Below are 12718 nucleotides of genomic sequence, written 5' to 3'. Positions count from 1 at the left end.
GGCCCCTCCACGCTGGGCCAGTTAAAACCTAACCCATTCATTAACAAGGATATGTTAACCAGAGGAAGCGTTCAGACTTTTTTGCGTGGTTCGCGGCAAAAGGCCGACAGCGCCGCGTCACCGGATCCGTATTACAACTCGTAAGCCAGGTAGGTATGTATGAATGAAAACAAGCTGCTGGGATTGGCATGGATATCGCCCTATATCATCGGGCTGATTGTCTTTACCGCTTTTCCTTTTGTTTCATCTTTCTTTCTCAGTTTTACTGAGTACGACTTGATGAGTCCGCCGGTATTTAACGGCATTGAAAACTATCGCTATATGTTGACCGAGGATAGCCTGTTCTGGAAATCGATGGGGGTGACCTTTGCCTACGTCTTTTTAACTATCCCCTTAAAACTGGCTTTCGCCCTCGGCATTGCCTTTGTGCTCAATTTCAAACTGCGCGGTATCGGCTTTTTCCGCACCGCCTACTATATCCCGTCGATCCTTGGCAGCTCGGTGGCGATTGCCGTGCTGTGGCGCGCCCTGTTCGCCATTGACGGCCTGCTGAACAGTTTTCTCGCCGTCTTTGGCATCGATGCCATCAACTGGCTGGGGGAACCCTCGCTGGCGCTGATGTCGGTCACCCTGCTGCGCGTCTGGCAGTTTGGTTCCGCGATGGTCATCTTCCTCGCCGCGCTGCAGAACGTCCCGCAGTCGCAGTATGAGGCGGCGATGATCGACGGCGCCTCGAAGTGGCAGATGTTTATGAAGGTCACCGTGCCGCTGATCACCCCGGTGATTTTCTTCAACTTTATTATGCAGACCACCCAGGCGTTCCAGGAGTTTACCGGCCCGTACGTGATAACCGGCGGCGGCCCGACCTATTACACCTACCTGTTCTCGCTCTACATCTACGATACCGCCTTTAAGTACTTCGACATGGGCTATGGCGCCGCGTTGGCGTGGGTGCTGTTCCTCGTCGTGGCGGTCTTTGCGTCGATAGCCTTTAAGTCATCGAAATACTGGGTCTTCTATTCCGCCGATAAGGGAGGCAAAAATGGCTGATATTCAACAGATGGCGCCGGTGATGAGCGACGCCGATCGTGAGGTCGCCCGTACGCTGCGCCGGGAAAAGGTGAGCCGGGTGGTGCGCTACGTCGTGCTGGTGTTCGTCGGCCTGCTGATGCTCTACCCGCTGGCGTGGATGTTCTCCGCCTCGTTCAAGCCGAACCATGAGATCTTCACCACCCTCGGGCTGTGGCCGACTCACGCCACCTGGGACGGGTTCATCAACGGCTGGAAGACCGGCACCGAATACCATTTCGGCCACTATATGCTGAACACCTTTAAGTATGTGATCCCGAAGGTCGTGTTAACGATCATCTCCTCCACCATTGTGGCGTACGGCTTCGCACGCTTTGAGATCCCGTGGAAGAAGTTCTGGTTCGCGACGCTCATCACCACCATGCTCCTGCCGAGCACCGTCCTGCTGATCCCGCAGTACCTGATGTTCCGTGAAATGGGGATGCTGAACAGCTATCTGCCGCTGTATCTGCCGCTGGCCTTCGCCACCCAGGGATTCTTTGCCTTCATGCTGATCCAGTTTCTGCGCGGCGTCCCGCGCGATATGGAAGAGGCGGCGCAGATCGACGGCTGCAACTCCATCCAGGTGCTGTGGTATGTGGTAGTGCCGATCCTCAAGCCGGCCATTATCTCGGTGGCGCTGTTCCAGTTCATGTGGTCGATGAACGACTTTATCGGTCCGCTGATCTACGTCTACAGCGTCGATAAGTATCCCATCGCGCTGGCGCTAAAAATGTCTATCGACGTCACGGAAGGCGCGCCGTGGAACGAAATTCTGGCAATGGCGAGCATCTCCATTCTGCCGTCCATCATCGTCTTCTTCCTGGCTCAACGCTACTTCGTGCAGGGCGTGACCAGCAGCGGAATCAAAGGTTAAGAGGGAAATATCATGGCTGAAGTGATTTTCAACAAACTGGAAAAAGTGTACTCAAACGGGTTTAAAGCGGTGCATGGTATCGACCTGAAGATTGCCGATGGCGAATTTATGGTGATCGTCGGCCCTTCCGGCTGCGCCAAATCGACCACCCTTCGCATGCTGGCGGGTCTGGAGACCATCAGCGGCGGCGAGGTGCGGATCGGCGATAAGATCGTCAACAACCTGGCGCCTAAATCCCGTGGTATCGCGATGGTGTTCCAGAACTACGCCCTCTATCCGCATATGACGGTAAGGGAAAACCTCGCCTTCGGCCTGAAGCTGAGCAAGCTGCCAAAGGCGCAGATTGATCGGCAGGTGGAGGAAGCGGCGAAAATTCTTGAACTGGAGGAGCTGCTGGAACGTCTGCCGCGCCAGCTCTCCGGCGGCCAGGCGCAGCGCGTGGCGGTGGGCCGGGCGATCGTCAAAAAACCGGACGTCTTCCTGTTCGACGAACCGCTCTCCAACCTTGACGCCAAGCTGCGCGCCTCGATGCGCATCCGCATTTCCGATCTGCATAAGCAGTTGAAAAAATCCGGTAAACCGGCGACCACCGTCTACGTTACCCACGATCAGACGGAAGCGATGACCATGGGCGACCGCATCTGCGTGATGAAGCTCGGCCACATTATGCAGGTCGATACCCCGGACAACCTCTACCACCAGCCGAAAAATATGTTTGTCGCCGGCTTCATCGGCGCGCCGGAGATGAATATTCGCCCCAGCCAGCTGGTTGAACACGACGGCCGCCTGTGCCTGACCCTTGGCGACCAGCGCCTGCCATTGAACGACCGTCTGGCGGAGAAAGTCGGCGCGTATCAGCATCAGGAGGTGTTCTACGGGGTCCGCCCGGAATTCGTGTCGCTCTCCGACGCGCCGTTCGCCGAAGGCGGCTGCATGGGCGAGATGGTGCGGGTGGAAAACATGGGCCATGAGTTCTTTGTCTATCTGCAGGTCGCGGGCTACGAGCTGACCGCCCGCGTGCCGTCGGACGATGCGAAGCCGATGATAGCTAAGGGACTGAATCGAAAAGTCTATTTCACCTTTGATCTTAACAAGTGTCACATCTTTGACGCCAAAACCGAACAGAACCTCTCTCTGTGAACCCTGGAGCATAACAATGAAAAACGTGCTGATAAGCGCCACCCTCTCCGCCACCCTGGGCCTTAGCGCCTTCTCCTCGCTGGCGCAGGATGTCGACCTGCGTATGTCCTGGTGGGGGGGCAATGGCCGCCATCAGGTGACTCTCAAGGCGCTGGAGGCTTTTCACCAGCAATATCCCGATATCAATGTCAAAGCGGAATATACCGGCTGGGACGGCCATCTTTCGCGCCTGACCACCCAGATAGCCGGCGGCACCGAGCCTGACGTGATGCAGACCAACTGGAACTGGCTGCCGATTTTTTCGAAAAATGGCGAGGGTTTTTACGATCTCAACACTCTGAAAGACGAGATCGATCTCAGCCAGTTCGACGCCAAAGAGCTGCAGTCCACCACGGTCAATGGCAAGCTCAACGGCATCCCGGTGTCGGTCACCGCCCGGGTCTTCTACTTTAACGACGAAGCGTGGAAAAAAGCGGGCATCCCCTTCCCGAAAACCTGGGACGAACTGCTGGCGGCGGGGAAAACTTTCGAAAGCAAACTCGGGAAACAGTACTACCCGGTGGTGCTTGAGCACCAGGACGTGCTGGCCCTGCTCAACTCTTACATGGTGCAAAAATACAACCAGCCGGCCATCGATGAGAAAGGACGCAAATTCTCCTACAGCAAAGCGCAGTGGGCGGACTTCTTCGGCATGTATAAGAAGCTTATCGACAGCCATGTCATGCCGGACACCCGCTACTATGCCTCCTTCGGCAAGAGCAACATGTACGAGATGAAGCCGTGGATCCAGGGTGAATGGGGCGGGACCTACATGTGGAACTCCACCATCAACAAATATTCCGACAACCTGAAGCCTCCGGCGAAGCTGGTGCTGGGGGAATACCCGATGCTCCCCGGAGCCACCGATGCCGGACTGTTCTTCAAGCCTGCGCAAATGCTGTCGATTGGCAAATCGACGAAAAACCCGCAGGCGGCGGCGAAAGTGATTAACTTCCTGCTGAACAGTAAAGAAGGGGTGGATATTCTCGGACTGGAGCGCGGCGTGCCGCTGAGTAAAGCGGCGGTCACCTACCTGACCGAAGACGGGATCATCAAAGCCGACGATCCGGCGGTGTCCGGTCTGAAGCTGGCGCAATCCCTGCCCACCACTCTGCCGGTCTCGCCGTACTTCGACGACCCGCAGATCGTCGCCCAGTTCGGCACTACCCTGCAGTACATCGACTACGGTAAAAAGTCGGTGGAAGAAGCGGCCGAGGACTTCCAGCGCCAGACCGACCGCATTCTGCGCCGCGCGATGCGCTAACCTGCCCGTCGGAAACCTCCCGCGGCGTCCGCCGCGGGAGAGCCTGCCTGAGTATCCTGTCAGAAGAAATATTTAAAGCGCACCCGGGCGCCGTAGCGTTCATCGGGATTCCCACTCTTCGCTGCCGTGGAATCGAGCCACGAGGCGTAGGCGCCAAGGTAAATATTGAAGTTCGGCATCGCCATAATATTCGGCAACTGCCAGGAAGTATGCACGGTGTGGATGTCATAGCGCCCCGGCGCGAGGATTGCGCAGTCGTCATCGCACTCGCTGCTCACCCCGGCCATGTTGAACTGGTCGATTTTGTTATGCGCGTAGATATAGCCCAGCTCCACGCGATGCCACAGGGCGTTGATCCCGGCGCTGAAGTCGGTTTCGTCCGCCGCGTCCAGCAGGGCGGTACTCAGATTGATCACCGCCCCGTCCTGCGGATCGCTTTTCAGGGTGTTCCAGCTCATGGTCATCCCGTAGCCGGTACGGTTTGACTGGTCGACCCAGCGCCCGCCCTGGTTCTGATAGCCGTAGGCGTTGTTGACGAGGTTGCTCTCTATCGCCGCCGCCGCCGACCACGCGCCGGACTGCCACACCGCCACCGGCCGCACGTACACCACGTTTTTGCGGTTTTCCAGCGCATTACCGTGATAGTTCTGATCGACAAACAGCGAACTGCCATCCTCCACCAGGGTGTTAACCTCGAAATACCAGTTATCCACCGTTTTGCTGAACAGGAGGTTGCCGCCGCTGCTGCTGCGCCCGCGCCCCTCTTTCATCATGTAAATATAGCCATAGCCGTCGGAATAGAGGTCGTTGGCGGTATTTCCTGAATATTCAATAAAGGTATCCTGATTCAGGGGGAACATATCCCAGGCTTCAAAGCGGCCTATTTTTATTTTCCAGTCATCCTGCTGACCAAAGAAAAATACCGCATCATCGAGATTCATTTTGCCATCCATATCCGCCAGGGGCTGCACGCTGAATCCGGCATATTTCCCGTCGACGCCATTACGTCGGCCATCGAAACCCAGCAGAATACGGCCATTAATATCCCAACGCTCTTTATCACCGGGCGCCCAGCTTTTATTCGCGCTGGTTTTGACCGACGTCAGGCTGCCGGTGCGGCTGGCGCCATCAAGATTAAATTCGACATCGCCATAAAATTTTAATTCGCCATTGTCGTTTAGCTGCAGGCGCGGCGTAGCCGGCGCCGCGCGGGCGACCGTCGTGGCCTGCTGCTGGCCTTTCAGCGTCTTAATCTCCGCCTCTGCGCTGACGGCGCGCGCCTCCGTCGCCTTCAGCCGCTGCTCCATTTGCGCCAGCCGATCCTCCAGCGATAACGGCGCCTGCGCCATCGCCTGTGGCAGAGAGAGAGACGTGAGAAAACACCCGACCCAGATTTTATTCATCGGTAAACCCTTTTATTATGAAATGAACTAAATTTGTTATTAATGGGTAATGCACGACGATGCAGGCAATAATAACCCGCCCATCGTCAAAGACGGGTTATTAACGACAACAGCCTTATTATTATTCGAGCTGCCAGGCTCCGGCTTCAGTTAATGCCGCTGAGCCGCTCCAGGCAAATAACGCTAATTCACGGCGGGGAGCCTGCGGATAGATACGGCTGCTCAGGCAGGCTTCGCCGTCATTGACAAACACCTCCACCGAAGAGCTATCGAAAAATATCCGCAGATTGAGATCCGCCCCCGCGGTCAACGGCACGCTGCGCGTCCCGCACAGGCCATGCTGCGGATAATGCCGCTCCAGCACCAGACGCTGCTGCTGGGCATCCACGTAGAGGCGCAGGCCATCGCCAAAGCGCAGACCATACTGCTCGGCGCTGCTGCGGGCGCAGTTCCAGCGCAGGTTCACCTCCATCGCCTCGCAGTTGTCGACCATCGTGGTCTGCTGATTGTTCAGGGTGCTTACCGGCCACGGGAACCAGGCGCCGCGCAGACTCTCCACTTCTTTCGCCGGGCGCATCTGCAGGCGGTTATCCGCGCTCAGGCTCAGCTCGCGCGGCAGGGAGAGCATGCCCGCCCAGCCGTCCTGCTGCTCCGGCAACGGTGATTCCCACATATCCAGCCAGCCAATCACGATCCGCCGGCCATCGGGGGTGGCGAAGCTTTGCGGCGCATAGAAATCGTGGCCGTGATCCATCTCTCTGAACTCGCCGTGGCGGACGAATCGCTGCCCCGGCTGCCACTCGCCGATCAGATAGCCGCTCTGGAACAGGTTGCGGTTGCGGAACCCCTCGGCCTGCATCCCCTGCGGGGAAAACATCAGAACGCGTTTGCCGTTGAGGGTGAAGAAGTCCGGGCACTCCCACATATAGCCCATGGCGCTTTCCGCTTCATCCAGCACCCCCACATCCTGCCACTGGCGCAGATCGGCTGAGCGGTACAGCCGCACCTGGCCGGTATCGCCTTCGCGCGCGCCGACGATCATGTACCAGCTGTCTCCTTCCCGCCAGACCTTCGGGTCGCGGAAGTGGTGCATGCCCGGCGGGGTGTCGACCACCATCCCCTGGCGCTCGAAGTGGATCCCGTCCCGGCTGGTGGCCAGACACTGTACCTGATACAGATTGGCTTCGTCGCCCGGATCGCCGTGGAATTTATGCCCGGTGTAAATCAGCGCCAGGGTATCGCCATCGACCACCGCCGAGCCGGAGAAGCAGCCGTCTTTATCCTCCGGCCCCTCCGGCGCCAGGGCCACCGGCAGATGCTCCCAGTGCACCAGATCCTTACTCCGCGCGTGCCCCCAGTGCATCGGCCCCCACTGAGTGGAGTACGGGTGATGTTGATAAAAGGCATGGTACCAGCCGTCGAACCACACCAGACCGTTGGGGTCGTTGATCCACCCGGCGCGGGCCGCCAGGTGATAGTGCGGATACCAGCGCAGATTGAGCGCCTGGCGTTGTGTCTGGAGTACCTGTTCAGCCCTGGAGATTGTGTAAGTCATCATTTTCACTCTTTTTGATTCAGACAGCGGTAGGTTGCGACACCAGCGGATCGGCGGAGGATTTGCCGGAGCGCAACAAGAAGATGGAAATAAAGGTGGTGCAGAACACCAGCAGGCCCATGATCAGATAGGACTGAGCGAAGCCATATTTTTCATAGCTGTAGCCCGCCAGCGGCGACAAAACGCTGGCGATAATCGAGCTGGTGCAGGCGAAGCCCACCAGATAGAGAGTGGAGGAGAGGCGTTTATCGAAGTTGATGCTGTTGTACTTAAAGATAGCCACCAGCAGTATCGGCAGCTCCACCGCGTGCAGCAGTTTAGTGATGGAGATCAGCAGCGGCCCCTCCACCAGGCCGGAGGCCACCATGCGCATCGCCATCACCATGCCGGCGAAAATCAGACCATTTTTGGCGCCGATGCGGTTCACCAGCCACGGCGCGCAGAACATGCCGGCCGCCTCGAGGAACACCTGGAAGGAGTTGAGGTAGCCATACATCTCATTGCCTTCCTGCAGGGTCGCGAACTGCGATGAGAAATAGACCGGGAACTGCTGGTCATAGACGCCGTAGATGCAGGTGCCGATGACGAAGAAGACCAGCGCCCAGAAGCGCGGCAGCGTCAGCAGGCGCAGCGCATCTTCCAGGGTCACCTTGCCGCCCGAAACCGCCTCCTGCATCGCATGCGGCGCCGAGGAGACGCGCAGCCGCGCCAGCAGGATAAAAAACACCAGTCCGGAACAGCTGGCGACGAGGAAGTTAAGCTGCGGATTGATGTTAAACAGCAGACCGGCGAAGAAGGTGGCCACCGCCCAGCCCAGCGAGCCCCACATCCGCGCCCTGCCGAATTCAAACTGGCTCTGGCGCGCCACGCGCTCGGTATAGGATTCCAGCACGCCAATGCCGCCGTTAAAGGTCAAGCCGATGTAGATCCCGCCGAAGATGCTGCCCAGCAGGACGTTAATTTTCAGCAGATGGCCGAACAGCAGATACGCCGGACCGGAGAGGATCAGCAGCGCGGTGATATACCAGAGCAGATGTTTACGCAGCCCCAGCTTATCCTGGATAAAGCCATAGCAAACTTGCGCAAACAGCGCGGAAACCGACAGAACGGCGTAGATGATACCGGTATCGCCGGCCTTCAGCCCGACCTCCTGGTGCAGCCAGATGGAGAGCAAGGAGCCGGATGACGACCAGGTCACGAAAAAGAAAAACAGTAAGGCACTGAGCAACGGGTAGCTGTGTGAGTGATGCGCTTTCATCATGACATTCTCGTGTTAGAGGAATGCAATTATGGTAACGTTAACAAAAAACAAAGCGCAGGGGGATTCGCTGCGATACATGATGTTAATCACAAAAGTTAACGTTAACATAATGAAGATGCGATCGCGATCAAATATTAACCGCGGCAGCGTGGAGGACGAGGCTAGCATAAAATCGTTTCACGCTTTTACATCAGCGACTTAGTTGTATAGCCTGTACTCTGCAGCTATGGCGGAGGAAAAAATGGCGTCCCTGAAAGATGTAGCAAAACTGGCGAATGTATCTCTGATGACCGTCTCTCGGGCGCTGAACACCCCGGAGCGGCTCAAGCCGGAGACGCTGGCCCGCGTGCAGGCCGCCATCGCCGAAACCAACTATGTCCCCGACCTGTCGGCGAAAAAGATCCGCGGGGCGCGGGCCACCCCCAGCACCATCGGCGTGCTGGCGCTGGATACCGTCACCACCCCCTTCTCGGTGGAGATCACCCTCTCGATCGAAGAGACCGCCCGCGCCCACGGCTGGAACAGCTTTGTGGTCAACATGTTTTCCGACGATCGGCCGGAAGCGGTGGTCGACCTGCTCCTTTCCCACCGTCCGGACGGCATTATCTTTACCACCATGGGCCTGCGCCAGGTGCCGCTGCCGGACAAACTGCTGACCCTGCCCTGCGTGCTGGCCAACTGCGAAAGCCTCAGCCAGCCGGTGGCCAGCTATATCCCGGACGATGAACAGGGTCAGTACGACGCGGTAAAAGCCCTGCTTGCCGCTGGCTATCGTCGTCCGCTGTGCCTGCACTTACCCGCCAGCCAGCTGGCGACAATCCGCCGCCGTCAGGGGCTGGAGCGCGCCTGCCGGGAGGCGGGCATCGAACCGGACAGCCTGACCCACTCGTATATGGCCCAGGGCGATGAGCATTACCACGATATTCCGGGGGTGGTGATGGCGCATATCCGCGAGGGTAAACCCGGCTTTGACTCGGTGATTTGCGGCAACGATCGCATCGCCTTTATGGTCTATCAGACGCTGCTGGGCCAGGGGCTACGCATTCCACAGGACGTGGCGGTGGTGGGATACGACAATATGGTGGGCATTGGCGATCTGTTTCTGCCGCCCCTCTCCACGGTGCAGCTGCCGCACTACGACATCGGGCGTCTGAGCGCCCTGCATATCATTCACGGCGACAACCATCGGGAGACGCGCAAGGTCGCCAGCCCGTGGTTGCCGCGCGCCTCACATTAACGGTTACCGATGTTGCGCAGCTTCTCGCCCGCCATCAGGTTGCGCTCAATGTGCTCGAGGGTGACATTTTTGGTCTCCGGGATCAGCCAGAAGGTGACGCCGATAAAGGCCACGTTGAGCACCGTGTAGAGCCAGAAGGTCCCGGCGGCGCCGATCGCGTCAAGCAGCGTCAGGAAGGTGGCGCCGATGATCATGTTCGACACCCAGTTGGTGGTGGTGGAGCAGGTGATGCCGAAGTCGCGGCATTTCAGCGGCTGGATCTCAGAGCAGAGGATCCACACCACCGGCGCCGCGCTCATCGCATACCCGGCAATACACATCATGGTCATGCCGACGGAAAGCCAGGAGAGGCCGCTGGAGGCGGTGCCATTGTCGAACTGCATCAGGCAGTAGCCGAGCACCAGGGTGCCCAGCGCCATCACGCTGAAACCGATTTTCAGCGCCGGCTTGCGGCCCGCTTTATCCACCGTGAACACCGCGATAAAGGTGGCAAACATAAAGGTCAGGCCCACCACCAGGGTGGCGATCATCTGCTGTTCGGTAGTGGTAAAGCCCGCCATTTTGAAAATACGCGGGGCGTAGTACATGATGATGTTCATGCCGGTGAACTGCTGCATCGCCTGCAGCAGCATGCCAAGGAACACCGCCCGGCGCACGTTACGATTGACCTTGAACAACGCCCAACCGCCCTGCTTCAGCTTCAGGCTTTCGCGGATCTCGTTAAGCTCATCGCGCGCCTTCTCCGAGGTATCGCGCAGCATCCGCAGCACCTCTTCCGCTTCGATATGGCGCCCTTTCTCCGCCAGCCAGCGAGGGCTGTTCGGCAGAAAGACGACCAGAACGATCAGGATCACCGCCGGCAGCGCCAGCACGCCCAGCATGGCGCGCCAGTTACCGCTGTAGCTAAAGGCGGTATCGGAAAGAAACGCCAGCACAATGCCGAGGGTCACCATCAGCTGATACATACTGATCATTTTTCCGCGCACGTTCTCGCTGGCCATTTCGGAGAGGTACAGCGGCGCGGTATAAGAGGCGATCCCAACGGCCACCCCCAACACCACGCGGGCCACCAGCAGCACTTCCACGCTGGCGGCAAAAGCGGAGCCGATAGAGCCGGCGACAAAAAGCACGGCCCCCGCCATCAGGCTGTATTTGCGGCCAAGGCGGAACGACAGCCAGCCGTTAAACAGCGCGCCTATCGCCGCCCCCAGCATCATGCTGCTGACCACCCACTCCTGAAGCTGGCTGGATAAGGTGAAGTGGTCGGTTATAAAGGGCAGCGCCCCGGATATCACGCCGATATCCAGGCCAAAGAGCAACCCCGCCACCGCCGCGGCGATAGAAACAAACCAGTTCATCCGCCGAGTGTCACGTTGCGCCCGCGGCGTTAATGCAGAGTCGTTACTGATTGAAGTCATTTTTATTCCTGCCACACAGAGAAAGACATAGGACGAAAGTACGTGACTGGCGGAGGAGTTTGTCAGGCTGGATACGCCAAAGATATGGACTATTTTGCTGGCAAGATGGGTTTTGTGATGGACATTAAACTTTCAAAGTAACAAAAAATTCGTTTCGCATAGTTAATAACCCTGTTCATACAGGGCGGTAACATTCATTCTGCACTCTGGAATATGGACGATCCTCATTTTACGGTATGGACAATAATTGCTCAGACGGCCGGGGCGATGAGTGTCGCGCCGGCCGTCGTCGACGGTTAGCGCGCCAGCCAGCCGCCGTCCACCGCCACCGTGTAGCCATTGATGTAATCGGAGGCTGGGGAAGCGAGGAAGACTACCGGCCCCATCAGGTCGGACGGCAGGCCCCAGCGCCCGGCGGGAATGCGGTCGAGGATTTCGCTACTGCGCTGCTCGTCAGCGCGCAGCTGCTGGGTGTTATTGGTCGCCATATACCCCGGGGCGATGGCATTGACATTGATATGGTGTTTAGCCCACTCGTTGGCCAGCAGGCGGGTGACGCCCATCACCGCGCTTTTGGACGCGGTATACGACGGCACACGGATCCCGCCCTGGAACGACAGCATCGAGGCGATGTTAATGATCTTCCCGCCGCTGCCCTGGGCGATAAAGTGCTTCGCCGCCGCCTGGGACATGAAAAATACGCTCTTGATGTTGAGGTTCATGACGTCGTCCCAGTCCTTTTCGCTGAACGCCAGCGCGTCCTCGCGGCGGATGAGGCCGGCATTGTTGACCAGAATATCAATATGGCCAAACTCCGCCACCGCCCGCTCCAGCAGCTGGGGGATACCGTCGATCTGGCGCAGGTCGGCGGTCAGGCTGAGAAAGCGGCGTCCCAGCGCCGTCACCCTCTCGATGGTTTCCACCGGCTCGACAATATTGATACCGACAATATCGCAGCCCGCTTCCGCCAGCCCGAGGGCCATCCCCTGACCTAAACCGGTATCGCATCCGCTCACGACGGCCACTTTTCCCTGCAGGGAGAATGCATCAAGAATCATAATGTGTTCCTTAGTCGTTCAGAGCCTGCAGTATGCAGGCAAGGTTCTCTCGGCCCGGCTCGCGCCGGCGGCGCGACTGAGCGTAGGACGAACTCACGGGCATAGCCCATCATAAAAATAAAACAGAGTTCCGTTTTACTAATGGGTGCCATCTTAGCCCCGCGCCCTGTCATTTTCAATGATATTTAAAACGTCGTTTCATTTTTTATGACGTCGATTACAAAAAAAGAAAAAGCGAACGGATGCGGCAACCCGCGCCGGACAGGAAGCGGTTTTAAAAGGATGATGATTCAACCGGTTGTCTGGAGAGACGGTCGAAGTGAGGCCAGCAGGCCGCGGAAGATGCGGGAATTGCGCTGAACTGCGTGAGACATCACAAATAATGAAACGTTGTTTTG

At 58.0% G+C, this 12718-nt stretch carries 11 protein-coding genes; 5 read left to right on the top strand and 6 right to left on the bottom strand.

Annotation, left to right across the window (positions count from 1 at the left end; all coding sequences use genetic code 11):
- The first annotated feature begins 159 nt into the window (after positions 1-159).
- The 4 genes from MKR05_RS09860 to MKR05_RS09845 are packed head-to-tail and all read left to right on the top strand — an operon-like array spanning position 160 to position 4388.
- Positions 160-1050, top strand: a complete 891-nt coding sequence (locus tag MKR05_RS09860) for a carbohydrate ABC transporter permease (RefSeq protein ID WP_002915995.1) — start codon at positions 160-162, stop codon at positions 1048-1050.
- Positions 1043-1945: a carbohydrate ABC transporter permease gene (locus tag MKR05_RS09855; RefSeq protein WP_284118232.1), complete on the top strand. Its 903-nt coding sequence runs from the start codon at positions 1043-1045 to the stop codon at positions 1943-1945. Before MKR05_RS09860 ends, MKR05_RS09855 begins: the two co-directional genes overlap by 8 nt.
- A gap of 12 nt (positions 1946-1957) precedes the next feature.
- Positions 1958-3085, top strand: a complete 1128-nt coding sequence (locus MKR05_RS09850) for an ABC transporter ATP-binding protein (RefSeq protein WP_017899248.1) — start codon at positions 1958-1960, stop codon at positions 3083-3085.
- Between the two features lie 16 nt (positions 3086-3101).
- A complete protein-coding gene (locus MKR05_RS09845) occupies positions 3102-4388 on the top strand; it encodes an ABC transporter substrate-binding protein (protein WP_032453986.1) in 1287 nt (428 codons plus the stop codon).
- Between the two features lie 59 nt (positions 4389-4447).
- On the opposite strand, the gene MKR05_RS09840 is transcribed toward MKR05_RS09845, so the two are convergent.
- From MKR05_RS09840 to MKR05_RS09825, 4 genes are all read right to left on the bottom strand, one after another.
- Positions 4448-5791 (bottom strand): carbohydrate porin, encoded by a 1344-nt coding sequence (locus MKR05_RS09840; protein ID WP_284118234.1) that lies wholly within the window; start codon positions 5789-5791, stop codon positions 4448-4450.
- A 121-nt stretch (positions 5792-5912) separates the two neighbouring features.
- Entirely contained in the window at positions 5913-7346 is a 1434-nt protein-coding gene (locus MKR05_RS09835; protein ID WP_032429209.1) for a glycoside hydrolase family 32 protein, read from the bottom strand.
- 19 nt (positions 7347-7365) lie between these two features.
- On the bottom strand, positions 7366-8607 hold the full coding sequence (locus tag MKR05_RS09830; RefSeq protein ID WP_023290917.1) for an MFS transporter: 1242 nt from the start codon (positions 8605-8607) through the stop codon (positions 7366-7368).
- A 12-nt stretch (positions 8608-8619) separates the two neighbouring features.
- Complete coding sequence (locus MKR05_RS09825) at positions 8620-8754, bottom strand: hypothetical protein (RefSeq protein ID WP_032429210.1); 135 nt, start codon at positions 8752-8754, stop codon at positions 8620-8622.
- Positions 8755-8848: 94 nt separating this feature from the next.
- Here MKR05_RS09825 and MKR05_RS09820 point away from each other — a divergent pair, with 94 nt between their 5' ends.
- Entirely contained in the window at positions 8849-9844 is a 996-nt protein-coding gene (locus tag MKR05_RS09820; RefSeq protein ID WP_032453988.1) for a LacI family DNA-binding transcriptional regulator, read from the top strand.
- Here MKR05_RS09820 and MKR05_RS09815 read toward each other — a convergent pair.
- Together MKR05_RS09815 and kduD are read right to left on the bottom strand one after the other, a co-directional pair.
- Positions 9841-11262, bottom strand: a complete 1422-nt coding sequence (locus tag MKR05_RS09815) for a sugar porter family MFS transporter (protein WP_004205402.1) — start codon at positions 11260-11262, stop codon at positions 9841-9843. The genes MKR05_RS09820 and MKR05_RS09815 overlap by 4 nt on opposite strands.
- 296 nt (positions 11263-11558) lie before the next feature.
- On the bottom strand, positions 11559-12320 hold the full coding sequence (gene kduD / locus MKR05_RS09810; RefSeq protein WP_023290920.1) for a 2-dehydro-3-deoxy-D-gluconate 5-dehydrogenase KduD: 762 nt from the start codon (positions 12318-12320) through the stop codon (positions 11559-11561).
- Positions 12321-12718 lie beyond the last annotated feature (398 nt).

Source organism: Klebsiella sp. K5-204 (genome assembly GCF_030128585.1).
In the GTDB taxonomy this organism is placed as follows: domain Bacteria; phylum Pseudomonadota; class Gammaproteobacteria; order Enterobacterales; family Enterobacteriaceae; genus Klebsiella; species Klebsiella quasipneumoniae.
This window is presented reverse-complemented; position numbering and strand designations above follow the sequence as displayed.

Bases quoted from the DNA above. Each gene is read 5' to 3' on its own strand.
- MKR05_RS09860 (WP_002915995.1), top strand. From the start codon at position 160: ATGAATGAAAACAAGCTGCTGGGATTGGCATGGATATCGCCCTATATC.
- MKR05_RS09855 (WP_284118232.1), top strand. From the start codon at position 1,043: ATGGCTGATATTCAACAGATGGCGCCGGTGATGAGCGACGCCGATCGT.
- MKR05_RS09850 (WP_017899248.1), top strand. From the start codon at position 1,958: ATGGCTGAAGTGATTTTCAACAAACTGGAAAAAGTGTACTCAAACGGG.
- MKR05_RS09845 (WP_032453986.1), top strand. From the start codon at position 3,102: ATGAAAAACGTGCTGATAAGCGCCACCCTCTCCGCCACCCTGGGCCTT.
- MKR05_RS09840 (WP_284118234.1), bottom strand. From the start codon at position 5,791: ATGAATAAAATCTGGGTCGGGTGTTTTCTCACGTCTCTCTCTCTGCCA.
- MKR05_RS09835 (WP_032429209.1), bottom strand. From the start codon at position 7,346: ATGACTTACACAATCTCCAGGGCTGAACAGGTACTCCAGACACAACGC.
- MKR05_RS09830 (WP_023290917.1), bottom strand. From the start codon at position 8,607: ATGATGAAAGCGCATCACTCACACAGCTACCCGTTGCTCAGTGCCTTA.
- MKR05_RS09820 (WP_032453988.1), top strand. From the start codon at position 8,849: ATGGCGTCCCTGAAAGATGTAGCAAAACTGGCGAATGTATCTCTGATG.
- MKR05_RS09815 (WP_004205402.1), bottom strand. From the start codon at position 11,262: ATGACTTCAATCAGTAACGACTCTGCATTAACGCCGCGGGCGCAACGT.
- kduD (WP_023290920.1), bottom strand. From the start codon at position 12,320: ATGATTCTTGATGCATTCTCCCTGCAGGGAAAAGTGGCCGTCGTGAGC.